This is a genomic window from Acidovorax sp. (assembly GCF_046314175.1).
In the GTDB taxonomy this organism is placed as follows: Bacteria; Pseudomonadota; Gammaproteobacteria; order Burkholderiales; family Burkholderiaceae_C; genus Acidovorax.
Genome location: NZ_JBKBXG010000014.1, coordinates 17,040 through 40,189 on the forward strand (window position 1 = coordinate 17,040; position 23,150 = coordinate 40,189).

20 protein-coding genes are annotated in these 23,150 nt (G+C 61.2%); 15 read left to right on the forward strand and 5 right to left on the reverse strand.

The window, feature by feature from the left end; genetic code table 11:
- Nucleotides 1-63: 63 nt before the first annotated feature.
- From glyQ to ACK4OE_RS05710, 6 genes are all read left to right on the forward strand, one after another.
- On the forward strand, nucleotides 64-969 hold the full coding sequence (glyQ, locus tag ACK4OE_RS05685) for a glycine--tRNA ligase subunit alpha (protein ID WP_409883652.1): 906 nt from the start codon (nucleotides 64-66) through the stop codon (nucleotides 967-969).
- A 22-nt stretch (nucleotides 970-991) separates the two neighbouring features.
- The gene (gene glyS / locus ACK4OE_RS05690) at nucleotides 992-3,133 is read left to right on the forward strand and encodes a glycine--tRNA ligase subunit beta (RefSeq protein WP_409883653.1); all 2,142 of its coding nucleotides are present in this window, start codon (nucleotides 992-994) and stop codon (nucleotides 3,131-3,133) included.
- Between the two features lie 52 nt (nucleotides 3,134-3,185).
- Entirely contained in the window at nucleotides 3,186-3,800 is a 615-nt protein-coding gene (gmhB, locus tag ACK4OE_RS05695; protein ID WP_409883654.1) for a D-glycero-beta-D-manno-heptose 1,7-bisphosphate 7-phosphatase, read from the forward strand.
- An 89-nt stretch (nucleotides 3,801-3,889) separates the two neighbouring features.
- A complete protein-coding gene (locus ACK4OE_RS05700) occupies nucleotides 3,890-4,675 on the forward strand; it encodes a lysophospholipid acyltransferase family protein (RefSeq protein ID WP_409883655.1) in 786 nt (261 codons plus the stop codon).
- 9 nt (nucleotides 4,676-4,684) lie between these two features.
- Nucleotides 4,685-5,665: a M48 family metallopeptidase gene (locus ACK4OE_RS05705; RefSeq protein ID WP_409883656.1), complete on the forward strand. Its 981-nt coding sequence runs from the start codon at nucleotides 4,685-4,687 to the stop codon at nucleotides 5,663-5,665.
- Between the two features lie 13 nt (nucleotides 5,666-5,678).
- Nucleotides 5,679-6,095, forward strand: a complete 417-nt coding sequence (locus ACK4OE_RS05710; protein WP_409883658.1) for a rhodanese-like domain-containing protein — start codon at nucleotides 5,679-5,681, stop codon at nucleotides 6,093-6,095.
- Nucleotides 6,096-6,303: 208 nt separating this feature from the next.
- Here the strand turns inward: ACK4OE_RS05710 and lysM are convergent, their stop codons facing one another.
- Entirely contained in the window at nucleotides 6,304-6,789 is a 486-nt protein-coding gene (gene lysM / locus ACK4OE_RS05715) for a peptidoglycan-binding protein LysM (RefSeq protein WP_409883659.1), read from the reverse strand.
- A 179-nt stretch (nucleotides 6,790-6,968) separates the two neighbouring features.
- On the opposite strand from lysM, the gene ACK4OE_RS05720 reads away from it, so the two are divergent.
- Entirely contained in the window at nucleotides 6,969-7,757 is a 789-nt protein-coding gene (locus ACK4OE_RS05720) for a type III pantothenate kinase (RefSeq protein WP_409883660.1), read from the forward strand.
- Between the two features lie 46 nt (nucleotides 7,758-7,803).
- Here the strand turns inward: ACK4OE_RS05720 and ACK4OE_RS05725 are convergent, their stop codons facing one another.
- The 3 genes from ACK4OE_RS05725 to ACK4OE_RS05735 all read right to left on the reverse strand — a co-directional run bounded on the left by ACK4OE_RS05725 (nucleotide 7,804) and on the right by ACK4OE_RS05735 (nucleotide 10,202).
- A complete protein-coding gene (locus ACK4OE_RS05725) occupies nucleotides 7,804-8,580 on the reverse strand; it encodes a tetratricopeptide repeat protein (protein WP_409883661.1) in 777 nt (258 codons plus the stop codon).
- A 67-nt stretch (nucleotides 8,581-8,647) separates the two neighbouring features.
- Nucleotides 8,648-9,313: a TetR/AcrR family transcriptional regulator gene (locus ACK4OE_RS05730; protein ID WP_409883662.1), complete on the reverse strand. Its 666-nt coding sequence runs from the start codon at nucleotides 9,311-9,313 to the stop codon at nucleotides 8,648-8,650.
- Nucleotides 9,314-9,599: 286 nt separating this feature from the next.
- Nucleotides 9,600-10,202, reverse strand: a complete 603-nt coding sequence (locus ACK4OE_RS05735) for a phasin family protein (protein ID WP_409883663.1) — start codon at nucleotides 10,200-10,202, stop codon at nucleotides 9,600-9,602.
- A gap of 237 nt (nucleotides 10,203-10,439) precedes the next feature.
- Between ACK4OE_RS05735 and ACK4OE_RS05740 the strand changes: the two genes are divergently transcribed.
- The 6 genes from ACK4OE_RS05740 to rfbC all read left to right on the forward strand — a co-directional run bounded on the left by ACK4OE_RS05740 (nucleotide 10,440) and on the right by rfbC (nucleotide 17,822).
- Nucleotides 10,440-12,425, forward strand: a complete 1,986-nt coding sequence (locus ACK4OE_RS05740; RefSeq protein ID WP_409883664.1) for an SDR family oxidoreductase — start codon at nucleotides 10,440-10,442, stop codon at nucleotides 12,423-12,425.
- A 106-nt stretch (nucleotides 12,426-12,531) separates the two neighbouring features.
- Nucleotides 12,532-13,620: a dTDP-glucose 4,6-dehydratase gene (gene rfbB, locus ACK4OE_RS05745; protein ID WP_409883665.1), complete on the forward strand. Its 1,089-nt coding sequence runs from the start codon at nucleotides 12,532-12,534 to the stop codon at nucleotides 13,618-13,620.
- Nucleotides 13,617-14,507 carry a dTDP-4-dehydrorhamnose reductase gene (rfbD, locus tag ACK4OE_RS05750; RefSeq protein ID WP_409883666.1) on the forward strand — a complete coding sequence of 297 codons (891 nt, stop codon included), beginning with the start codon at nucleotides 13,617-13,619 and terminating at the stop codon, nucleotides 14,505-14,507. The genes rfbB and rfbD overlap by 4 nt, the downstream gene beginning before the upstream one ends.
- Nucleotides 14,508-14,520: 13 nt before the next feature.
- On the forward strand, nucleotides 14,521-15,405 hold the full coding sequence (rfbA, locus tag ACK4OE_RS05755; RefSeq protein WP_409883667.1) for a glucose-1-phosphate thymidylyltransferase RfbA: 885 nt from the start codon (nucleotides 14,521-14,523) through the stop codon (nucleotides 15,403-15,405).
- 14 nt (nucleotides 15,406-15,419) lie between these two features.
- A complete protein-coding gene (locus ACK4OE_RS05760) occupies nucleotides 15,420-17,228 on the forward strand; it encodes a tetratricopeptide repeat protein (protein ID WP_409883669.1) in 1,809 nt (602 codons plus the stop codon).
- Between the two features lie 48 nt (nucleotides 17,229-17,276).
- On the forward strand, nucleotides 17,277-17,822 hold the full coding sequence (gene rfbC, locus ACK4OE_RS05765) for a dTDP-4-dehydrorhamnose 3,5-epimerase (RefSeq protein ID WP_409883670.1): 546 nt from the start codon (nucleotides 17,277-17,279) through the stop codon (nucleotides 17,820-17,822).
- Between the two features lie 159 nt (nucleotides 17,823-17,981).
- Here the strand turns inward: rfbC and ACK4OE_RS05770 are convergent, their stop codons facing one another.
- Nucleotides 17,982-19,907 carry a hypothetical protein gene (locus ACK4OE_RS05770; protein ID WP_409883672.1) on the reverse strand — a complete coding sequence of 642 codons (1,926 nt, stop codon included), beginning with the start codon at nucleotides 19,905-19,907 and terminating at the stop codon, nucleotides 17,982-17,984.
- 318 nt (nucleotides 19,908-20,225) lie between these two features.
- On the opposite strand from ACK4OE_RS05770, the gene gspE reads away from it, so the two are divergent.
- Together gspE and ACK4OE_RS05780 are read left to right on the forward strand one after the other, a co-directional pair.
- Entirely contained in the window at nucleotides 20,226-21,902 is a 1,677-nt protein-coding gene (gene gspE / locus ACK4OE_RS05775; RefSeq protein WP_409883703.1) for a type II secretion system ATPase GspE, read from the forward strand.
- Entirely contained in the window at nucleotides 21,895-23,142 is a 1,248-nt protein-coding gene (locus tag ACK4OE_RS05780; protein ID WP_409883673.1) for a type II secretion system F family protein, read from the forward strand. Before gspE ends, ACK4OE_RS05780 begins: the two co-directional genes overlap by 8 nt.
- The last annotated feature ends 8 nt before the right edge of the window (nucleotides 23,143-23,150 follow it).

Here is a 23,150-nt window from a genome sequence, read left to right on the forward strand (position 1 = left end):
GCCTTTTTTCTTTCCCCCTTACTTGCCCAGCCCTGGCTTGCCAGTGCCTCAGCCACAGACGCCATGTTGACATTCCAGCAAATCATTTTGAAGCTGCAGTCCTACTGGGACGCGCAGGGTTGCGCCCTTTTGCAACCCTATGACATGGAAGTGGGCGCAGGCACCTCGCACACCGCCACCTTCCTGCGCGCCATCGGCCCCGAGCCCTGGAAGGCCGCCTACGTGCAGCCCAGCCGCCGCCCCAAGGACGGCCGCTACGGCGAGAACCCCAACCGCCTGCAGCACTACTACCAGTACCAGGTGGTCCTGAAGCCCGCTCCTGCCAACATCCTGGAGCTGTACCTGGGCAGCCTCGAAGCGCTGGGCTTCGATCTGAAAAAGAACGACATCCGCTTCGTGGAAGACGACTGGGAAAACCCCACGCTCGGCGCCTGGGGCCTGGGCTGGGAGGTGTGGCTCAACGGCATGGAAGTCACGCAGTTCACTTACTTCCAGCAAGTGGGCGGCATCGACTGCAAGCCCGCCACGGGCGAGATCACCTACGGCCTGGAGCGCCTGGCCATGTACCTGCAGGGCGTGGACAACGTCTACAACCTGAAGTGGACCGACACCCTGAGCTACGGCGATGTGTACAAACAAAACGAGGTGGAGCAGTCCACCTACAACTTCGAGCACAGCGACGCGGACTTTCTGTTCACCGCCTTCAATGCGCACGAAAAGCAGGCGAAATACCTGATGGAGCAGCAGCTGGCCTTACCCGCGTACGAGCAGGTGCTCAAAGGCGCGCACAGCTTCAACCTGCTGGATGCCCGTGGCGCCATCAGCGTGACCGAGCGCGCCGCCTACATCGGCCGCATCCGCAACCTGGCCCGCGCCGTGGCACAAAGCTACTACGAGAGCCGCGAGCGTCTGGGCTTCCCCATGGCGCCGCGCGAGTGGGTGGAACAGATGGCCAAGAAGGCCGCTTGAGCGGACGAAAGAGAACAAGAACATGATGACCCAAAATCTTCTCGTTGAACTGTTTGTCGAAGAGCTGCCGCCCAAGGCGCTGCAGAAGCTGGGCGATGCCTTTGCCAGCGTGCTGGCCGACCAGCTCAAGGCCCTGGGCCTGGCGTCCGCAGCGTCCGTGGTTACCCCTTTCGCTTCACCCCGCCGCCTGGCCGCGCATGTGACGGCTGTCGCAGAAAAAGCGGCCGACAAGGCCGTGCAGCAAAAGCTCATGCCGGTGACGGTGGGTCTCGACGCCAGCGGCAACGCATCGCCCGCGCTGCTGAAAAAGCTGCAGGCGCTGGGCGCTGACGTGTCCGACCCGGCAGCCGCCGTGGCGGCGCTCAAGCGCGCGCAGGACGGCAAGGCCGAGGCCCTGTTCTACGACAGCGTGGTGCCCGGTGCCACGCTGCAGGAAGGCCTGCAAAAGGCCTTGCTCGAAGCTCTGGCCAAGTTGCCCATCCCCAAGGTGATGAGCTACCAGCTGGAGACCGATTGCGAACTGCCCGGCTGGACCAGCGTGAACTTCGTGCGCCCCGCACACGGCCTGGTTGCGCTGCATGGCAGCACCGTGGTGCCCGTGAAGGCGTTGGGCCTGACCGCTGGCAACAGCACCACCGGCCACCGTTTTGAAGCCGCCGTGTCGCCTGTGGTGCTGGCCGACGCCGACAGCTACGCCGCCACCCTGAAGAAGGACGGCGCCGTGATCGCCAGCTTTGCCGAGCGCAAGGCCGAGATCGCCCGCCAGCTGGCCGCTGCTGCCGCAAAGGTGGGCAATGGCGCCCGCCCCATCGAAGACGAAGCGCTGCTCGACGAAGTGACCGCGCTGGTCGAGCGGCCCAACGTGGTCACCTGCTCGTTCGAGACCGAGTTTCTCGATGTGCCGCAGGAATGCCTCATCCTCACGATGAAGGCCAATCAGAAGTATTTCCCGCTGCTGGACGCCGCAGGCAAGCTCACCAACAAGTTCCTGGTGGTCAGCAACATCAGCCCCGAAGACACCAGCTTTGTGACCGGCGGCAACGAGCGCGTGGTGCGCCCACGCCTGGCCGATGCCAAGTTCTTCTTTGACCAAGACCGCAAGAAAACCCTGGCCTCGCGCGCCGAAGGCCTGGGCAAGGTGGTCTATCACAACAAGCTGGGCACGCAGGGTGAACGTGTGGAGCGCGTTACGTCAATAGCCAAAGCCATCGCAACGCAACTGGGCGATGCGGCTTTGGTCGCTGATGCCGACAAAGCCGCGCAACTGGCCAAAACCGACCTCGTGACCGACATGGTGGGCGAGTTCCCCGAGCTGCAGGGCATCATGGGTGGCTACTACGCGCTCAACGACGGCCTCGGCGAGACCGTTGCGCACGCCATTGAAGACCACTACAAGCCGCGTTTTGCGGGCGACTCTTTGCCGCGCAACACGGCAGGCGTGGTGGTGGCGCTGGCGGACAAGCTGGAAACGCTGGTCGGCATGTTCGGCATCGGCAACCTGCCCACAGGCGACCGCGACCCGTTTGCGCTGCGCCGCCATGCGCTGGGCGTGATCCGCATGCTGGTTGAAAAAGACCTGGCCCTGGACCTGAGTGCCTTGCTGGCCGGTGCCGTCCCTGCATTCGGCGACAAAATCACCGATGCTTCTGCTGCGTTGGCTGACTTCATCTACGACCGCCTCGCCGGCAGCCTGCGCGAGCAGGGCTACAGCGCCCAGGAAGTCGATGCTGTTTTGGCCCTGCGCCCACAACGCCTGGCGCTGGTCGAAAAGCAGTTGGCCGCAGTGCGCGCCTTCGCCGCCTTGCCCGAAAGCCCAGCCCTTGCCGCTGCCAACAAGCGCGTCGGCAACATCCTCAAGAAGGCCGAGGTCGAGGGCGCCGTGGACGCCCACGTGAACCCCGACCTGCTGCAGGAAAAAGCCGAGCAAGACCTGTACGCCGCGCTGCAACGCTTTGTGCCCGAGGCCAATGCCCAGTTCGACGCGGGCGATTACACCGCGTCACTGCAGACCTTGGCCGTGCTGCGCGCGCCGGTGGACGCCTTCTTTGACGACGTGATGGTCAACGCCGAGCAGTTGGATGTGCGGATGAATCGCCTGGGCTTGCTCAAGATGCTGCACAACGCCATGAACCGCGTGGCCGACCTGTCTCGCCTGGCGGTTTGACCGGTTTGCACAAGCTGATAGGCTGGCGCTTCTCACAAGGCACACCCACCCTATGAAACTCGTCATCCTCGGCCGCGACGGCACCCTCAATCTGGTAGCGGACGACTACATCACCTCGGCAGATGAGTGGAGCGCCATGCCTGGCGCGCTCGAAGCCGTGGCGCGGCTCAACCACGCGGGCTGGCATGTGGTGGTGGCCACCAACCAGCCGGGGCTGGGGCGGGGTTTGTTTGATGTGATGGCGCTCAACGCCATTCATACCAAGATGCACCGCCAGGTGGCAGCCGTGGGCGGGCGCATTGATGCGGTGTTTTATTGCCCCCATGCAGCCGACGAAGACTGCACCTGCCGCAAGCCTTTGCCTGGTTTGCTGGAGCAGATTTGTGATCGCTACGGGGTGGAGCGCCATGATGTGCAGGTGGTGGGCAGTAGCTCGGCACACTTGCAGGCGGGGGCCGCAATAGGTGCACGTCTGCATCTTGTGTGCACGGGGCAGTCGGCCCATGTGTTGCCGGGGGGCGCGCTGCCTGCCGGGTTGCCGCCAGGCACCCAGGTGCATGCCAGTCTGGGTGATTTTGTGGACCAGTTGCTGCCCGTGGTGCTGGCATCGGCCATTCCTGTGCCCGTGCATGCCTCGGTGCCGGTGCCTGGGGCTGTCATCGTCTGATGTTTCGAATCGCTCGTTTCGTATTGCTATTTAATTGATAGCTGTCAGCGCTTTATGGATAAGCGCTAGCGGCCAAAAACACTATAAAAATGGCTTTCATCCGCTCTGTCATTCACTTTCTCTGGATGGGCATTACCGTGGTGCCCTACACGCTGGCCATCATGCTGGGCTCGCTGTTCGGTATGCGCGGCCGTCCTCTGTACCGCATAGCGCGGGCGTGGCTGTCGCTTTGCATCAGCAGTGCGCGGGTGCTTCTGGGCGTGCGTGCGAACGTGATGGGCATGGAGAACCTGCCGCAGGGCGAGAACGCGGGGGCGGTGTTGCTGGTCAAGCACCAGTCCACGTACGAGACGTTTTTGATGCCCGCGATCATGCCGCACCCCCTGGCTTACGTGTTCAAGAAGGAGCTGCTGCACGTGCCGTTTTTTGGCTGGTCCATCGGGCGGCTGGACATGATCCACATCGACCGCGACCAGCGCACGCAGGCTTTCCACAAAGTGGTGCAGCAGGGCAAAGAACTGCTGGCCAAGGGCGTCTGGATCATCATGTTCCCCGAAGGCACGCGCATCGAGCGGGGGCAAAAGGGCACCTACAAGACTGGCGGCACGCGTCTGGCCATCGACACCGGAGCGCCCGTGGTGCCGATTGCCGTCACATCTGCCAAAGTCTGGCCGCGCAAGGCGTTCATCAAGCGCCCGGGCGTGGTGGATGTGTCCATCGGCAAACCCATTTCCAGCGTGGGCCGCAAGCCCGATGAGCTGATGCGCGAGGTGGAAGCCTGGATCGAGGCTGAGATGCGCCGCCTGGACCCGGATGCCTACCCCGCCGTGGTCATCCCGCCCGCCAGAAACACCGAAGCGCCCCACGGAAAGTAGCCCATCGTGATGCAGCGGCTTGTGCAGTTGGCGCTGGACCTTTTTGACCCGCCCCCCTCACCGGCTGCGGCTCCGGCACCGGCTGCAGCGCCGGGGGGTAGTGTTGCAGATTTCAAGCCAAAAGTGCCTCTAGCGCTTGATGGTCAAGCGCTGGTAGCTCCTAAAACAGTAGTGAATCGACCCGCGGCACCTGCTGTGCCTTTGCCATCGCTGCTGTCCCCCGCCGAGTTCCGCCACCCACAAGCCAGCCGCGAAGTGCTGCTGGGCGATGCCGTGGTGGCCTACGCGCTGCAGCGCGCACGGCGCCGCACCATCGGGTTCACTGTCGGGGCCGATGGTCTCGCGGTGCGTGCGCCCAGCTGGGTCACGCTGGGTGCGGTCGATGCCGCGCTGCGCGAGAAGTCCGACTGGATTCTGCGCAAGCTGTCAGAAGCGCGCGACCGCCAGCAGCGCATGGAAGGTGGCCGCATCGTCTGGACCAATGGGGCTGTTCTCCCGTACCTGGGAGAACCGCTGACGGTCGTGCTGGACCCCAGCCACGGCTTTGCGGGCAAGGGCGGGGCGCTGGTCGCAGCGGTGGAGCAGGGCAGTGGCGCTGCGCGCAGCTTGCACATTGGCCTGCCCCACAGCGCCAACCCCGCCCAGATACGCGACGCCGTGCAGGCCTGGCTCATGCGCGACGCGCGCCGCCACTTCACCACGCGGCTGGACCACTTCGCCCCGCTGCTGGGCGTGCGCTGGGCCAGCCTGCGCCTGTCCAGCGCCAACACCCGCTGGGGCAGCGCCAAGGCCGATGGCTCGATCCGCCTGAACTGGCGCCTGCTGCACTACCGCCCAGCCATCATCGACTACGTGGTGGCCCACGAACTGGCCCACCTGCGCGTGATGGACCACAGCCCGCGTTTCTGGGACACCGTGGCCACCGTGGTGCCCGACTACGCCCAGCTGCGCAGCCGCCTGCGTGATGAACCGGCCCCTTTGTGGGATTGAAAGGACCCTGACGATGACCGAACCAACGATGACCCCCGCCGAAGGCTATGCAGGAGACGTCACGCCCCAGCAGGCCTGGCAATGGGTGCAGGCAGGCCAGGCTGTGCTGGTGGACGTGCGCAGCGACGCTGAACGCGAGTGGGTGGGCCATGTGCCGGGTGCTGTGCCTGTGGCCTGGAAGCAGTGGCCGGGCATGGCCATGAACGCGGAGTTTGATGCGCAGATGCGTGCGGCTGTGCCGGACGGCGCGCGGGCTGTGCTGCTGTGCCGCAGTGGCGTGCGCTCCATTGCCGCCGCCCGCCGCGCCACCGAACTGGGCATCACCGCGTACAACATCCTCGAAGGTTTTGAAGGCGACGCCGATGCGGCGGGCCAGCGCGGCAAGAAGGGCGGCTGGCGCTTTCACGGCCTGCCGTGGAAGCAGGGTTGATGCTCCCAAAAAAATAGCTGCTAGCGCTTTATGGACAAGCGCTAGCAGCCGATTTGTTCAAAATTTTGCTTCTCCGCGCGGTCTCCGCGTGCAGCTCGTCGCGGCCTTAGCGCCCCCACGGCCCAAGCCAGTGCACCCGTGGAACCGGCTCTGCCGGGCAACCGGGTGCGTCCCCCTTGGGGGAGGGCGCCGCAGGCGACTCAGGGGGTTACTTAGCCGGCGGAATGCGCAGCTTCTGGCCAGGGTAGATCTTGTCGGGATGGCTCAGCATGGGTTTGTTGGCCTCGAAGATCACGGGGTACTTGTTGGCGTCGCCATAGAACTTCTTGGCAATCGCGCTGAGCGTGTCGCCGCGCACCACGTCGTGGTACTGGGCTTCGGGCTCGGGGTTGGTCACATCCATCTGGTTGTCGACGCTGGTGACGCTGGCCACGTTGCCGCAGCACAGGGTGATTTTTTCTTTGGCGGCCTGTGTGGGGGCTGTGCCCTTTACGGTGACCTTGCCTTCGGGGCCTTCAAAGGCGACCTGTAAGTTGCTGGCGCCCAGGTTCTGTGCCGTGATGTAGGTCTCGATGGCTTTGGCTGCCTTGGCATTGAGTTCGTCTTGCGTAGGGGCTGCGGCTGTTGCTGCCTGTGCCTCTTTGCCGCCGAACAGCTTCTCGCCGGCTTCCTTGATAAAACTGAAAAGACCCATGTCATACCTCCTGATGTTGCAGAAACAAGGAAGGCCACTGTAGCGGCAAAGCCTGTCGACGACGTGTCGGACAGGCGCGCGAAACGATTTTTCACAATGTTGGGGGGTGTGCCTGCTGTGAGGCATGGCATGTCGCCGCCCATTCAGTCCCTCGAACAAAACTCGGGATAATCCGCCGCATGACTTTCTTGGCCATCGACGTCGGTAACACCCGTCTCAAATGGGCGTTGTACGACGCTCCCCGCCCCGGGGCTGCGCTCATTGCGCATGGCGCCGAGTTTCTCGACCACATTGACCGGCTGGCCGAAGGCAGTTGGGCGTCGCTGCCCCACCCGGAGCGCATGTTGGGCTGCGTGGTGGCGGGCGATGCCGTCAAGCGCCGCGTGCAAGAGCAAATGGAACTCTGGGATGTCACCCCCTCGTGGGTGGTGTCGTCGGCGCAGGAGGCGGGGCTGACCAACGGCTACGACCACCCCTCGCGCCTGGGCTCGGACCGCTGGGTCGCCATGATCGGCGCGCGCCACCATGTGCTGACCCAAGGCGCCGCACGGCCACTGGTGGTGGTGATGGTGGGCACGGCGGTCACCGTGGAGTGCATTGACGCCGACGGCCGTTTCATGGGCGGCCTCATCCTGCCGGGCCACGGCATCATGCTGCGCGCCCTCGAATCCGGCACTGCGGGCCTGCACGTGCCCACGGGCGAAGTGCGCATGTTCCCCACCAACACCAGCGACGCGCTGACCAGCGGCGGCACTTACGCCATTGCGGGCGCGGTGGAGCGCATGGTGCAGCACGTCATCCAGCACTGCGGCGAAGAGCCCGCGTGCCTGATGACTGGCGGCGCGGGCTGGAAGATGGCGCCCAGCATGACGCGCCCGTTTGAGCTGGTGGACAACCTGATTTTTGACGGGCTGCTGGAGATCGCATCGCGGCGCTTTGCTGATGCGCCAGCCGTTTCGCTCACCTAAAAAACAGGGCGCAGCCCAAGCCCTGCGGCGGTAGCCCAAGGGCGTGTTATTCCTCTTCGAGTTCGGCACGCGCCATTTCTACGTCGAGCCGTTCCATGGCGTCGGCGGGTTCGCTGGCAGCGGCTTTTTCATAGAGCACGGTGGCCTCTTGCATCTTCTTGTCGCCTTCCAGCATGACGAGGGCATTGGCGTATTCGATCATGCCTATGGCTGAGCCGGGGTTGAGCTTCAGCGCTTCCTGAAACAGCTTCAAGCCGGTGTCCTTTTTGGCGCCGTATGTCATGCCGCCAATGAGTGATCCCACCTTGTCGATCACTTCGGCATGGAACGCACCCAGCGCGATGCGCGCGTCGGCGTGTTTGGGTGACAGCGCAATGGCTTTCTCCAGCGATTCCTTCACCTTGCCGCCCAGGCCTTGCGCCAGGGCCTTGGCCACGCTGATGCCTTGGCTGTAGCGTCCCAGCGCATAGGCATGCCAGTACCAGGCGTTGGCGTTGTCGGGCTCGCTGGCGGCCTGGGCTTCGGCGCGTTCTGCGACCTGCGTGAAGAGGTCCAGCCGGGTTTTCTCTTTCTGCTCCAGGTAGTTGGCATAGATCGATGTGGCCTTGTTTGCCACCGTGATGCCCGCACCGCCCGCAGCCAGACCTGCAGCGGCAGCATTCTCGAAGTCACCGTTGTGGAACAACGCCCAGGCCTGCAGCACCGCAGCGTCCTTGGGGCACGGCTCGGCATCGCCACTGTGCAACCGCGCCCATTGCTTCTTGACGCTTGTGGCATCGAACGCGTAGTCGCCCGCGTGGGGGAAGGGGGTCCATTTGGCCATGGTGCTTGTCTCCTGAAGTTCTTGTTGGGTTATGTGTTGCCGTAGCGTGCGTGGGTGTTGCAGCTTGTCAGCCAGGGGGTGTAGCGGTATAGGCCCCTACCAGCTCTAGCAGATGTGCGCGCTGCCCGCTTTCAAGGTACGGCATGAGCAGGTTGAGCACATGGTGCGCACCGCGCAGCAGCGCGGCTTGGGCGCTTTCGGGCTCCAGTGCACGGCGCGGGTCGCGCACGTACTCAAAGCTGAGCCAGTAGGTCAGCACCACCACCATGCTGGTCGCAGTGGCCTCCAGCTCGCGGGAGTCGATGTGCAGTGCGTCGGCGCGGCCCATGCCGTCGAGCATGGTGCGCACGGCGCGTGTCTTGTTCTTCAAAATGGCCTGGAAGTGGGTCTCCAGGCGGCGGTTCTTGGACAGCAGGTCGTTGAGATCGCGGTACAGAAAACGGTATTGCCAGATCAGTTCGAACAGCGTGTGCATGAAGAACCACGCATCCTCCACATTGCGCACGCCATCGGCAGCGGCCAGAAGCTCGGTGAGTGAGGTTTCGTACCGATCAAACAGCGCGTTGATCAGCTCGTCCTTGGCGGGGTAGTGGTAGTAGAGGTTGCCGGGGCTGATGCGCAGCTCGGCCGATATCAGGGTGGTGGAGACGTTGGGTTCACCGAACCGGTTGAACAGGTCCAGCGTCACTTCCAAGATGCGTTCTGCGGTGCGGCGTGGCGCTTTCTTCACCATGTGTGCGGGCCCCTTCGCGTCGTTGTGTGTCGTTGTTTCGATGTCTCTGGTGGCTACTCTAACGCACGCAGAATTGCTGCACTGCGACATGAGGCGCATGGTGGGTGGCGTTGAAATGCCTCCGCATGGCTGCTTGTAGCGCAGTTGCTCGGGTTCACCAAAACAAAAACGGCCGACACGCTGTGTGCGTGTCGGCCGTTGCATTCACTGTGCATCCGGTGTGCCGTCGGATTCAGACGGCTGCCGGTGCGTGGTCAGTGGATCGTCCTTTGAACGATGCCGTGAATCATCCGTTGGACTCTGGGGTGCTGGCGCCCGAGGCTGCTGTGCGGGTTGCCGGCTTCTTGGCGGCTGCCTTCTTAGCGGGCGCGGCCTTGGCGGCAGGCTTGGCCGCAGCCTTGCGGGGAGCGGCTTTCTTGGCCGGCGCCTTTTTTGCTGGGGCTTTGGTGGCAGGCTTCGTAGAAGCTGCAGCCTTGGCCGGGGCGGCCTTGGCGCCCTTGGCGAGGGCGTCGACGCGGGCGCTCAGGGCTTCCAGGTCACGGGCAGAAGGAACGCCCAGCTTGGCCAGGGCCTTGGCCACGCGGTCTTCAAAGATGTTCTCCAGCTTGTCCCACTGGCCCTGGGCCTTGGTGCCAATGTCGCTGGCCATGGTCGTCACGCGGCTGGTGGCTTCGGTGATTTTTTCTTCGGCCACAGACTGGGTCTTGCGCTGAATGGTCAGGCCTTCCTTGACCAGGGCTTCAAACACCTTGCCGCCTTCTTCCTGTGCCTTGGAGAAAGCGCCCAGGCCGGCCAGCCAGATCTGCTGTGCGGAGTCCTTGACGGTGCTGGACAGTTGGGCGTTGCTCTTCTTTTTGTCGGCGCTGAGTTTCTGCAGTTTCTTGACCATGGGGCCTCCGTTGTGCGGTTGGTTGGGTTTGTCAGAGCCGGTTGCCGCTGACGCATGGGCGCACTTTACGCCGCAGCGCCGTGCAGGTGTAGGCACGCGCTCCTAAAAACCGTAGAGCATTGCACCTAGCGGGAGATCGTGCTGTGGCATTGGCCAGCGCAGAGGCTGCACGGGTTTGTGCTGAATCGGGGCGCGCAAGCCCTGCGCAAGAATGAAGAGATTTCAGAGGAGCTATCCATGCAGTATTTCGTGACGGGGGCAACGGGGTTCATTGGCAAGCGGCTGGTCAAGAAGCTGCTGGAGCGCAAAGGGGCGGTGGTGCATTTCCTGATCCGCAAGGAGAGTGCGGACAAGGTGCCCGACCTGCGCAGCTACTGGGGCGTGTCGGCCGCACGCGCAGTGCCGGTGTTTGGCGACCTCACGGCCAAGAAGCTCGGAGTCGCCTCGGAGGACGTGAGAAAGCTCAAGGGGCAGATCGACCATTTTTTTCACCTTGCTGCGGTGTACGACCTGGGGGCCGACGAAGAAACCCAGGTGGCTGTGAACATTGAAGGCACCCGCAATACGGTCGACCTTGCCAAGGCCATCGATGCCGGGCACGTCCACCATGTCTCCTCCATCGCTGCAGCGGGCCTGTACGAGGGCGTGTTCCGCGAGGACATGTTCGAGGAGGCCGAGGGCCTGGACCACCCGTACTTTCAGACCAAACACGAGAGCGAAAAAATCGTGCGCCAGGACTGCAAGGTGCCGTGGACGGTGTACCGCCCCGCCATGGTGGTGGGCGACAGCACCACCGGCGAGATGGACAAGATCGACGGCCCCTACTACTTCTTCAAGCTGATCCAGCGCCTGCGCCAGTTACTGCCGCCCTGGATGCCCACCGTCGGCCTGGAAGGCGGGCGCGTGAACATCGTGCCGGTGGACTTCGTGGTGAACGCGCTCAACGTCATAAGCCACCAGCAGTCTATTGCCAAGAAATGCTTTCACCTGGTGGACCCGGTCGGCTACCGCGTGGGCGACGTGCTCGACATCTTCAGCCGCGCTGCGCACGCCCCGCGCATGAACCTGTTCATCAACGCCGCACTGCTGGGCTTCATCCCCAAGGGCATCAAGAAAAGTCTGATGGCGATGGCGCCCGTGCGCCGTGTGCGCAACGCTGTGATGAAGGACCTGGGCCTGCCCGAGGACATGCTCACATTCGTGAACTACCCCACACGCTTTGACTGCCGGGAGACCCTGGCAGCGCTCAAGGGCTCGGGCGTGACTTGCCCCAACCTCAAGGACTATGCCTGGCGCCTGTGGGACTACTGGGAGCGCAACCTTGATCCCGAGCTGTTCATTGACCGCAGCTTGAAGGGCACTGTGGCCGGCAAGGTGGTGCTGGTCACCGGCGGTTCGTCGGGCATTGGCTTGGCGGCGGCGCACAAGTTTGCCGAGGCGGGGGCCACCACGGTGATTTGCGGGCGCGACCAGGACAAACTGGACGAAGCCTGCGCCGAAGCCAAGGCCAAGGGTTATGAGTTCATCGCCTATTCGGCCGACATCGCAGACATGGCCGACTGCGACCGCTTCGTGCAGCTGCTCATCGACAACCATGGCGGGGTGGACTTTCTCATCAACAACGCGGGCCGCTCCATCCGCCGCGCCATCGAGTCGAGCTACGACCGTTTTCACGACTACGAGCGCACCATGCAGCTGAACTACTTTGGCTGCCTGCGCGTCACCATGGGTTTCTTGCCCGGCATGGTGGCCAAGCGCAAGGGCCATGTGGTCAACATCAGCTCCATCGGCGTGCTGACCAATGCGCCGCGCTTTTCGGCCTACGTGGCCAGCAAGGCGGCACTGGATGCGTGGACGCGCTGCGCATCGAGCGAGTTTGCCGACCAGGGCATCACCTTCACCACCATCAACATGCCGCTGGTGCGCACCCCCATGATCGCGCCGACCAAGATCTACAACAACGTGCCGACGCTGAGCCCCGAGGAGGCCGCCGACATGATCGCGCAGGCCTGCATCTTCAAGCCGGTGCGCATAGCCACGCGCCTGGGCATCACCGGCCAACTGCTGCATGCGCTGGTGCCGCGCGTGGCGCAGATCACCATGAACACCAGCTTTCGCATGTTCCCGGATTCCACCGCTGCCAAGGGCAGCAAGGACGCCAAGCCGCAGCTGTCGGCCGAGGCGGTGGCGCTGCAGCAGATGATGCGCGGCATCCACTTCTGACGCGAGGTGAGCCCGCCCGGCTGTTGAATTCTGTTACGGCACCGCCAGCGGGCCGGGTGGGATAATCGCAGGCTTTGCCGCAAGGCATTTCAAAACGGTCCACCCTATGATTCTGGTTACCGGCGGCGCAGGTTTCATTGGCGCCAACTTTGTCCTTGACTGGCTTGCTGCCTCCAGCGAGCCCTTGGTCAACCTCGACAAGCTCACGTACGCAGGCAATGTGCACAACCTGGACAGCATCCAGGGTGATGCGCGCCACGTCTTTGTGCAGGGCGATATCGGCGACACCGCCCTGCTGACCCGCCTGCTGGCCGAGCACAAGCCCCGCGCGGTCGTCAATTTTGCAGCCGAGTCGCATGTAGACCGCTCCATCCACGGGCCGGAAGACTTCATCCAGACGAATATCGTCGGCTCGTTCCGCTTGTTGGAAGCCGTGCGCGCCTACTGGAGTGCCCTGCCGCAGGATGAGCGCGAGGCCTTTCGCTTCCTGCACGTGTCCACCGACGAGGTCTACGGATCGCTGGCACCCACCGACCCGGCCTTCGTCGAGACCCGTGGCTTCGAGCCCAACAGCCCCTACAGCGCCAGCAAGGCCGCCAGCGACCACCTGGTGCGTGCCTGGCACCATACCTACGGCCTGCCGGTGCTCACCACCAACTGCAGCAACAACTACGGTCCGTATCACTTCCCCGAGAAGCTGATCCCCCTGATGATCGTGAACGCGCTCGCGGGCAAGAACCTGCCGGTGTATGGCGATGGCATGCAGGTGCGCGACTGGCTGTACGTGAAGGACCATTGCAGCGCCATCCGCCGCGTGCTGGAAGCCGGCACTGCTGGAGAGACCTACAACGTGGGCGGCTGGAACGAGAAGCCCAACATCGAGATCGTGAACATGGTCTGCAGCCTGCTCGACGAGCTGCGCCCCCGCAGCGACGGTAAGAGCTACAGCACCCAGATCACCTACGTGAAGGACCGCCCAGGCCACGACCGCCGCTACGCGATCGACGCGCGCAAGATCGAGCGGGATCTGGGCTGGAAGCCTGCGGAAACCTTCGACACCGGCATTCGCAAGACAGTGCAGTGGTACCTGGACAACGCCGACTGGGTGGCCAGCGTGCAGACTGGCTCCTACCGCGACTGGGTGCAGACCCAGTACGCGCAAGAGTCTTTGACCGTTGCGGACGCCCGCACATGAACATCCTGCTATTCGGCAAAAACGGCCAGGTCGGTTGGGAGCTGCAGCGCAGTCTGTCGGTGCTGGGTACTGTTACAGCGCTCGACTTCGACAGCACCGAACACTGCGGAGACTTTGCCAACCCGGCTGGCGTCGCCGACACGGTGCGCGCCCTGCGCCCTGATGTCATCGTCAACGCTGCAGCCCACACGGCGGTAGACAAGGCCGAGAGCGAACCCGAGTTCGCCCGCACCCTCAATGCCACGACCCCCGGCGCCATCGCGCAAGAGGCCGCCAAGCTGGGAGCATGGCTGGTGCACTACAGCACCGACTACGTGTTTGACGGTAGCGGGTCCCGCCCCTGGGTGGAAACCGATGCCCCGGCACCGCTGAGCGTCTACGGTCGCACCAAGCTCGAAGGCGAGCAACTCATCCAGCAATCAAACGCCCGGCATCTCATCTTGCGCACCAGCTGGGTGTATGCCGCACGCGGCGGCAACTTCGCCAAGACCATGCTGCGCCTGGCCCAGGAGCGCGAGCGCCTGACGGTGATCGACGACCAGTGGGGTGCCCCCACCGGCGCCGACCTGCTGGCCGATGTAACGGCCCACGCCTTGCGCCACCTGCAGCAGCACCCCCAGGATGCGGGTCTGTACCACTGCGTGGCCGCCGGTGAAACCAACTGGCATTTATATGCAAAAGAGGTTCTAGCGCTTGCTGCACAAGCGCAGCCAGCTATCAAATTTAAAGCAACCGAGGTGGCTCCGGTGCCCACGACAGCGTTTCCTACGCCCGCCGCGCGCCCGCACAATTCGCGCCTGGACACCACCCGGCTGCAGAACACCTTCCGGCTGCGTCTTCCGCACTGGCAGGCGGGCGTAGCGCGCATGCTTGCTGAAATCCTTTGAATGGCATCCTGACATGACCCAACGCAAAGGCATCATCCTCGCCGGTGGCTCCGGCACCCGACTGCATCCGGCAACGCTGGCCATCAGCAAGCAACTGCTGCCGGTGTACGACAAGCCGATGATCTATTACCCGCTCAGCACGCTGATGCTGGCGGGCATCCGCGAGATCCTCGTCATCAGCACCCCGCAGGACACACCGCGTTTCGAGCAACTGCTGGGCGACGGCAGCCAGTGGGGCATCCGCCTTGAATACGCCGTACAGCCCAGCCCCGATGGCCTCGCGCAGGCGTTCCTCATTGGAGAACGGTTCCTTGGCGATTCGCCCAGTGCGTTGGTGCTGGGCGACAACATTTTCTACGGCCACGACTTCCATGAACTGCTGGGCAGTGCCATGGCCCGCACCGAGGGCGCCAGTGTATTTGCCTACCATGTGCAAGACCCCGAACGCTACGGCGTGGCGGAGTTTGATGCGAATGGAAAGGTGCTGTCGCTGGAGGAAAAGCCGCTGACCCCCAAATCCAGCTACGCAGTGACGGGGCTGTACTTTTACGACAACCAGGTGGTGGAACTGGCCCGAGGGCTCAAACCTTCAGCGCGGGGCGAGTATGAGATCACCGACCTCAATCGCCTGTACCTGGAAAAAGAGCGGCTCAACGTGGAGATCATGGGGCGTGGCTACGCGTGGTTGGATACCGGCACCCACGAGAGCTTGCTGGAGGCAGGGCAGTTCATTGCCACGCTGGAGCACCGCCAGGGGTTGAAGATTGCGTGCCCAGAAGAGATCGCCTGGCGGTACCAGTGGATTGACAGCGCGCAACTGGAGCGTTTGGCGTTGCCACTGACCAAGAGCGGGTATGGGCAGTATTTGAATCGACTGCTTCGTGACACCATTTACTAAATGACGTTTTCGGCATGCACACAGCAGGGGTAGATCCGTTTTTCGAACAGCTGAAGCACGGCTTGGCGCTTCAGAAGACCAATCAGCGCATCCAGGCCCAGGTTGTTTACCGAGCCATCCTTGCACAGAGTCCCACGCACGCCATGGCCTTGCACTTGGCTGGGACTGTGGCCGGTCAATTGGGACATCCCCAAGAAGCGGTTGAGCTGATCCGCAAAAGCCTTTCCGTGAATCCAGCGGATCCGATGGCATGGAACAACCTTGCCAATGCCCTTCAAGACCTGGAAGCCACCGAGGCCGCTCTTGCCGCGGCTGGAGAGGCGCTTGCCATAGCGCCGGACTACTCCTCCGCTTGGCAGACTCGTGCCACGGCACTGCTTGCTTTGTCCCGACAAGTTGAAGCCATCGAGGCATTCGAGAAAGTTTTGCAACTGACACCCCATCACCCTGGTGCTTTGATGGGCCTGTGGCGCGCCAGCATGGAGTGTTGCAAGTGGACGGGGCTTGATCTGGTCCGTAGGCAAGTCGAATCACACTTGCTTGCTGCGGAGACTCATGCTCTGCTACCTTTCGAGTCGCTATCGTTCACCGAAGACCCCGCCATACATTTCCGTGCTGCCAAAGTCTTTGGTGATGCCATCATTCATCGAGAGTCTTTTGTGCCGATGCAGCACGTGCCCCGGACTTCGAAGCGCGCTCGAATCAAGGTGGCGTACCTCTCCTCGGATTTTCATGAGCACGCGACTGCGCACCTTACAGCCGAATTGTTTGAGCGGCATGATCGGTCTCGTTTCGAGATCGTCGCACTTTCCTTTGGGCCTGATGATGGCTCTCCCATGAGGAAAAGGCTACAGCAGGCCTTTGACCAGTTTATTGATGTCCGTGATGCGGCCAGCGACTCCGTTGCGGCACAAATTGCATTGATGGAGGTTGATATTTTGGTCGACCTCAAGGGATACACACGAGGTGCCCGGACATCCGTACTACTGCGTAAACCCGCTCCCATAGTGGTGAACTACTTGGGCTACCCTGGAACAATGGCGCAGTCTGCCTACGACTATGTCATAGGAGACCCCATGGTTACCCCCTTCGCCCATTCGCCGTACTACACAGAGAAAATTGTGCAGATGCCGCACAGTTACCAAGTGAATGACAGCAGCCGAGTGATCTGTGAGCGTGTGCCAGATCGACTGGCAGAGGGGTTGCCCACCGAAGGATTTGTTTTCGCAGCGTTCAACAACTGCTACAAAATTACCCCTGAATTTTTTGACGCGTGGATGCGCTTATTGCAGCGCGTGCCGGACAGCGTTCTTTGGCTGATTTGTGAGCAGGTAGCTACGCGTGAGAACTTACGGCGTGCTGCGATGGAGCGAGGGGTAGAGCCAGAGCGCTTGGTCTTTGCTCGCCGTCTGCCGTTGGCGCAGCATCTGGCCCGTCACACACATGCAGGAGTTCTGCTCGACACATTACCGTACAACGCCCACACGACTGCAAGCGATGCACTATGGGCGGGGGTGCCCGTAGTTACTTACAAAGGGCAAACCTTCGCGGGCCGTGTGGCAGCAAGTCTTTTGACTGCGACGGGCATGCCGGAACTCATTGCTCACTCGCTTCAAGAGTATGAGGATTTGGCTTACCGGCTGGCGTCCGACCCTCAACTGCTCCATGAATTCAAGAGTCGCATTGCCGAGAATCGCGCGCAGTTGCCGTTGTTCGACTCCGCCCGGTTTGCTTCTGATCTGGAGCGAGCGTACGTATACATGCACGAGCGTTGGGTGCAAGGTCTGGCGCCTCAGGCGTTCGCTATAGACGACTTGAACTAGGTCTTCTGCGAACGGTGCTGGTTTGATTTTTTCGTTGAGGTTTCTTGTATGCAAGCAGTTCGCACCGCCATCCCCGATGTTGTTCTTTTTCAGCCCCGCGTGTTCGGTGACTCCAGAGGCTTCTTCTTTGAGAGTTTCAACCAGCGCGCCTTCGACGAAGCCACGGGAACTCACCACCAGTTTGTACAGGACAACCACAGCCGTAGCGCCAAGGGGGTTCTGAGAGGCCTGCACTATCAGATCCAGCAACCCCAAGGCAAGCTGGTGCGCGTGGTGCGTGGGGCCGTGTTGGATGTTGCAGTGGATTTGCGAAGAAGCTCGCCGACTTTTGGTCGGTGGGTAGCTGAAGAACTTAGTGAGGCCAATCAAAATCAACTGTGGGTGCCACCTGGCTTTGGGCACGGTTTTGTGGTGTTGAGTGACGTCGCCGAGTTTTTGTACAAAACAACGGATTACTACGCTCCCACGCATGAGCGATGTATTGCCTGGAATGATTCGACGCTCGCCATCGACTGGAAGCTCGATCAACCGCCGGTTCTTTCGCCGAAGGACGCAAAGGGCCTCTTGTTTTCCGAAGCCGAACTGTTTGCCTAGGAGGCTGTCGGACTTAGAAATCGTCGGCTACAAATTGACCCCGTGGTCCATTTTTCACCGTTTTTTGCCCCATAGCTCGGCTATGGGGCTGAAAATCCGGCAAAAACTTGCCTCGCTGCGGCCAATTTTCGCTTTCGACGCCCTAAGTCCGACAGTCTCCTAACGTTTTCTCTGTTCGTCGGGCTGTTTGCCAGACTGTTTCAAGTGCTCCTGCATCGATTTGTAGAGTGTGTCTGAGCCAAACTGGTGATTACCTGGATCGAACGAAAATAGGTTGTGACCCCGCAGCACGATTTCGCCTCGCCAATATGGCTCAACAAAAAACGACAAAAAATCTGCGCCGCGGCTTGCATGGACAGCCAGCGTGCGCCCCAGCTCATCCGCTGTCATCTCCTTGAGGGGGTGAAACTCGGTGACTCCGTAGCTGCGGTGGCCTGTTGCTGCATACCACTGGTTGAAAGAGTCACCATATGATGCCTCACCGTATAAGCTGACCCCGAGTTTGAGACTTTCGGTGTGCCGAGCCTTCAGAGACGGCGCAATGGCAAACTTGTTCTCATCCCAGCTAGGGTTGGTAAACGGAATGATCTGGTGTGTGTAACGTGGGGTCAAGGCTAGGCAAGACTGACTCACCACCTTGTCAAAGAAGCGCAAGTAGTCAACGATCTGCTGACCTCTGAAGTCGTGCCACAGCGGTACCAAAGGGTTGTAGTAGTAAGACGCTTGGCTTTTGGGTTGATCGATATGCGCTTGCACTGACTCGTCAAGTGGCGAGTGTTCCGGTAGAGATTTCTGCGGCTGCAACATGGGTGTCGTCTGGCGCTTGTCCATGACCGCTATTTCCCTGGTGCCTAGCGCAGACAACTTGCCGGGTGAAGATTCCAGAAAGACATCAATGCGATGCATGCCTGGCTGCAGGCGCCGAAAATCAATGTCTATTCGCCAGCCAGTGTTGGCATTGCCAAATGCTGGTTTGGCGAGCAGCACGTCTTGTCTACCTTTGTCGACGGGTGTTTTTCTAATGAGCTCTCCGTTCAGGTAGATCTGGACCCATGCGGGTGCTTTACCACTGGACTGCTCGGTGAAAGCCCAGCCCGACACGGGCAAGGTCCCGTGTGCAAATGAATCGATGTGTTCGGTGTAGCGCTGTAGGGGCTCTGACCGGATATCACGGGATGGAGGCTGAATTTCTTCAAAGGACTTGTAGTCGGCACCCAATACCCGGTTTAACTGATCCAAACGGTGAAACTCGTTTTTCAGATAGTTTTGAAAACCTCCTATGGAGGCCGGGCTGTAGTCTGTAACCCGGTAAGGCGCATCAAATCCCATGCCTGCTTCAAAATCAGGAAACAGGTGGTGAAGCTCACCCAAAAGGGTAACGCCTCTGATTTTTGCAATGTCTTGCGTAGGAAGCTTGCATATCTCTTTGAGAAGCGCTTGGGTTGCCTGCGTGCGCCGAGCTGTTAGCTCCGTGGTGGTGCTGGCAAAGGTCCAGTTGTTGATTGCCGAGTCGTAGTAACGGCCTTGTGCCATCGACCCGTCGCGCGTCTGAGCCAAGTTGCTGGGGTCTTGCGCAAGTTCTTTTTCCAGCGGTGCGTCAGTTGCAAAGTGGGTGGAAAATAGGTAAAGGATGACCGGGTGGCTGGTATCCCGTATGGTTCGTACGATTCTCTGAATCCGCTCTGCGTCAATGGCCCAATCACCATTGACCTCTTGGCGGAACAGTTGCAGCAGCGGTGCAGGTAAGGTGTAGCCCACAGGAGCGGATGAGTGCCGCTCAGTGCTTGGGTGAAGAGCCGTCAAAGTTGAACTCACCAACTGGGCCGCGGATCCGTTGGGGCCCGTGCACGATTGATTCAACGAATCGTTTCGATCGTTCCCTGTCTGAGCGGGCCGCTCAGGGAGCAGGAGGCAAGTGTCCACAACGCCGACCATGGGCGCCACCAGGAAGGGGGCTACTTTGGATTTGTGGGGTAGCGCGGTATCAGAGAGCGCCGCAAGGCCTGCCCAGCCTGCCAGCAGCACAACCGATGCTGCGGCTACGAACACAGCGGTCGGCATTCTGCCCGGGGTCGGTGTTGTCATGTGTTGATATCAGTACAGGAGATTCAGCCGGTTTGTGACTGTAGAGCAAAGCGGCGGAGCGGAAATCGAATGTGAATACAGGTGAATTGGCAACAAGGGAGTCTTCCCAATTCGACCTTGCCCATTGGAGCTCTCGTAACAAAGCGCCGTACGTTGGCCAGAATACTGGTAGCTGTGCTACCGCTACACTCTCGCCCATTCTGTTGAGCCGAACAGGCTCTGGGGGCGGTACGTTTTGTCCTCCACATCGCAATACATGCATTCATGACCATACCAACACTTTCGACCGTCGCAGAGGCTTCGGGCGTCGACATCGTCATGCGCCCTCGCATTGGTGATCTGCTCGTGCAAGCGGGCAAGCTGAGCGCTCGTGACTTGGATCGCGCCGTGTCTGCTCAGCAGGAAATGGGGGGGATGCTGGGGCGAGTACTTGTACGCTTGGGGCTCGTTTCAGAAGCCGATGTCTCCGGCGCGCTATCCGTCCAGCTCGGTATTCCGCAGGTCTCTGCCGATGGCTTTCCCGATCTCATGCCCGATATCGAGGGACTTTTTCCAGACTTTCTGCAGGCGAACGCGGTTTATCCTTTGCGCGTCGAGAATGGCCTGCTGCACGTGGCCATGGCTGTGCCTCAGGATACCTTTGTCGTCAAGGCGTTGCATTTGGCCACGGGGTACCGCATTCAACCGCATCTGGCGCTGGAGTCAGATATTGAAAAGGCCCTTGCGGAGCCTGTCGAAGAAGAGTCCGACCTTGAAGATGACGGGTTTGGGGATGGATCCGACAGCGGGGATTTTGTCGAGCACCTCAAGGATCTGGCGAGCGAGGCTCCTGTCATCCGGCTCGTCAACTCCATCATTGGGCGTGTGATTGATCTGAGAGCGTCAGATATTCACCTGGAGCCGTTCGATGATGGCCTGCATGTGCGCTACCGCGTAGATGGAGTCATACATCCGGGAGAACTGGTTCCGCCTAGGCTGAGTGCGGCGGTTAATTCCCGCGTCAAGTTGTTGGCACACCTTGATATTGCAGAGCGGCGTTTGCCTCAGGATGGTCGAATCAAGACCCGCGTGAAGGGGCGCGAACTGGACTTGCGCGTTTCTACCGTGCCAACCGTTCACGGCGAAAGCGTGGTCATGCGGGTGCTCGATCGCGCCAGCGTACGGCTAGAACTCGAAAAAATGGGTTTCGAGAAAGACACACTGGCTCGTTTCAATACATTGCTGGCCAAGCCGCACGGAATTCTCCTCGTGACAGGGCCCACCGGTTCAGGAAAAACCACCACGCTGTATGCAGCGCTTGCAAAGATTGATGCGACCGAGCAGAAAATCATTACGGTGGAGGATCCGGTGGAGTACCAGCTCGACGGCATCAATCAAATCCAGGTTCATTCTCAGATCAACCTGACGTTTGCCAACGCCCTTCGGTCCATTCTCCGCCAGGATCCCGACATCATCATGATTGGCGAAATGCGTGATGGCGAAACCGCGCAGATCGCAGTGCAGTCTGCGTTGACAGGGCACTTGGTGTTGTCCACTTTGCATACCAACACGGCTGCGGGCGCCGTGATTCGTATGCAGGACATGGGTGTCGAGCGATACCTCATTACCTCAGCGGTCAACGGCGTTCTTGCGCAGCGACTGGTACGCACGCTGTGTGACCAGTGCAAAGAGCCCTACATCCCTGACGACGCGATTCTCCAGCGCAGCGGGCTGGCACGTTTCAGCGCGCCCGGGCAGGTTGTGTATCGCGCGGTGGGTTGCTCGCATTGCCGGCAGTCAGGATATCGAGGCCGCACAGGCATTCACGAACTTCTGATGCTGGATGAGCCCATGCGCCGCGCCATCATCGAAGGCCGCGACGCCAGCGCGTTGAACGCTATCGCTGCGAAGGCCGGCATGCTGAGTCTCTACGAGGATGGCTTGCGCAAAGTAGCCGCGGGAGTAACGACGCTGGACGAGCTGGCACGTGTTACCCAGGACCAGTCCGATGCCTGAGTTCGCATGGCGCGCAGCGTCGTCTTCTGGGCAGGTCCAGGAGGGGCACCTCACCGCAGCCGGGCCTGCGGCCGTGATGAAGCAACTTCGGGAAAGAGGCCTTACTCCCCTGAACGTGGATGAAGTGGCAGAAGGGGAGGGGGCGGCAGTTGTGCAGGGGCAGTCTCCGGTTTCGATGCAGCGCAAGGGGCGCGTGGACAAAGGTCCCGTCAGCTCCGCAGACGTCCTCGCATTGACATCGGAACTGGCCATCATGTTGCGCGCCGGGCTCGCGCTGGACAACGCCCTGCGTGTTTTGATTGATATGAGCCACAAGCCGAGCGTCGCGGCCTTGGTCAAGGCAACGCTGGAGGCGGTCAAGGGCGGTACGCCGTTGAGCAGAGCGCTCAGCCAGCGGCGAGACCTTTTCGGAGATTTCTATATCAACATGGTGCGCTCTGGGGAGGCCAGCGGGCAGATGTCTGCAGTGCTCGACCGCTTGGTGGAGCACATGGAGCGCCAACGTTCGCTGCGTGAAAGCGTAATCTCTGCAACCATTTACCCCGCAATTTTGCTGGGGGTCGCGGTGCTGTCGCTGATTGCCATGCTGGGGTTCGTGGTTCCTCAGTTTGAGAAGCTGTTTACGGACATGGGCGATGCACTTCCATTACCCACTCGGCTCGTTATGTCGATGGGCCAAGCCTTTACAAGCTATGGGTTGGTGCTGGGCGTTGTCGCGCTGGTTGTTGGCAGCCTCATGCTTCGCTGGTTCAAGTCACCCTCTGGTCGTGCCTGGTGGCAGGCGCGGCTACTGCGTTTGCCGCTGATGGGGCCGCTCGCTTTGAAATATCAGCTTACGTTGTTCTCCCGCTCCCTTGGTACGTTGCTGGGCAATGGGGTTCCAATGCTGACAGCGCTGCACATAGCGACCGAGACAGTGGGAAACACAGTTTTGCAGCAGGCGCTTGCCAAGGTCGCGCCCATCGTCAAGGAGGGGGGCAAGGTCGTTCATGCTGTGGCGGCAACAGGAATTTTTGAGCCTCTTGCCATCAATCTGATTCGTGTGGGCGAGGAGACCGGACGAATCGGACCCATGATGCTGGAGTTGGCAAACATATTGAACCGAGAGGTGGAAACCGGCATCAAACGACTGCTGACACTCGTCGAGCCAGCGCTCATCCTGGTGCTTGGGGTATTGATCGCCGCCATCATCGTCTCCATCTTGCTGGGCATACTGTCCATTAATGACCTCGCCGTATAATTTTTGTT

What these genes read in the sequence shown, in the direction of transcription:
- ACK4OE_RS05735 (WP_409883663.1), bottom strand. Translation starts at nt 10,202, where the DNA reads ATGGTCAAGAAACTGCAGAAACTCAGCGCCGACAAAAAGAAGAGCAAC.
- rfbA (WP_409883667.1), top strand. Translation starts at nt 14,521, where the DNA reads ATGACCCAACGCAAAGGCATCATCCTCGCCGGTGGCTCCGGCACCCGA.
- rfbD (WP_409883666.1), top strand. Translation starts at nt 13,617, where the DNA reads ATGAACATCCTGCTATTCGGCAAAAACGGCCAGGTCGGTTGGGAGCTG.
- ACK4OE_RS05760 (WP_409883669.1), top strand. Translation starts at nt 15,420, where the DNA reads ATGCACACAGCAGGGGTAGATCCGTTTTTCGAACAGCTGAAGCACGGC.
- lysM (WP_409883659.1), bottom strand. Translation starts at nt 6,789, where the DNA reads ATGGGTCTTTTCAGTTTTATCAAGGAAGCCGGCGAGAAGCTGTTCGGC.
- ACK4OE_RS05725 (WP_409883661.1), bottom strand. Translation starts at nt 8,580, where the DNA reads ATGGCCAAATGGACCCCCTTCCCCCACGCGGGCGACTACGCGTTCGAT.
- ACK4OE_RS05780 (WP_409883673.1), top strand. Translation starts at nt 21,895, where the DNA reads ATGCCTGAGTTCGCATGGCGCGCAGCGTCGTCTTCTGGGCAGGTCCAG.
- ACK4OE_RS05770 (WP_409883672.1), bottom strand. Translation starts at nt 19,907, where the DNA reads ATGACAACACCGACCCCGGGCAGAATGCCGACCGCTGTGTTCGTAGCC.
- ACK4OE_RS05700 (WP_409883655.1), top strand. Translation starts at nt 3,890, where the DNA reads ATGGCTTTCATCCGCTCTGTCATTCACTTTCTCTGGATGGGCATTACC.
- glyS (WP_409883653.1), top strand. Translation starts at nt 992, where the DNA reads ATGATGACCCAAAATCTTCTCGTTGAACTGTTTGTCGAAGAGCTGCCG.
- glyQ (WP_409883652.1), top strand. Translation starts at nt 64, where the DNA reads ATGTTGACATTCCAGCAAATCATTTTGAAGCTGCAGTCCTACTGGGAC.
- ACK4OE_RS05710 (WP_409883658.1), top strand. Translation starts at nt 5,679, where the DNA reads ATGACCGAACCAACGATGACCCCCGCCGAAGGCTATGCAGGAGACGTC.
- gmhB (WP_409883654.1), top strand. Translation starts at nt 3,186, where the DNA reads ATGAAACTCGTCATCCTCGGCCGCGACGGCACCCTCAATCTGGTAGCG.
- rfbC (WP_409883670.1), top strand. Translation starts at nt 17,277, where the DNA reads ATGCAAGCAGTTCGCACCGCCATCCCCGATGTTGTTCTTTTTCAGCCC.
- gspE (WP_409883703.1), top strand. Translation starts at nt 20,226, where the DNA reads ATGCGCCCTCGCATTGGTGATCTGCTCGTGCAAGCGGGCAAGCTGAGC.
- ACK4OE_RS05705 (WP_409883656.1), top strand. Translation starts at nt 4,685, where the DNA reads ATGCAGCGGCTTGTGCAGTTGGCGCTGGACCTTTTTGACCCGCCCCCC.
- ACK4OE_RS05740 (WP_409883664.1), top strand. Translation starts at nt 10,440, where the DNA reads ATGCAGTATTTCGTGACGGGGGCAACGGGGTTCATTGGCAAGCGGCTG.
- ACK4OE_RS05720 (WP_409883660.1), top strand. Translation starts at nt 6,969, where the DNA reads ATGACTTTCTTGGCCATCGACGTCGGTAACACCCGTCTCAAATGGGCG.
- rfbB (WP_409883665.1), top strand. Translation starts at nt 12,532, where the DNA reads ATGATTCTGGTTACCGGCGGCGCAGGTTTCATTGGCGCCAACTTTGTC.
- ACK4OE_RS05730 (WP_409883662.1), bottom strand. Translation starts at nt 9,313, where the DNA reads ATGGTGAAGAAAGCGCCACGCCGCACCGCAGAACGCATCTTGGAAGTG.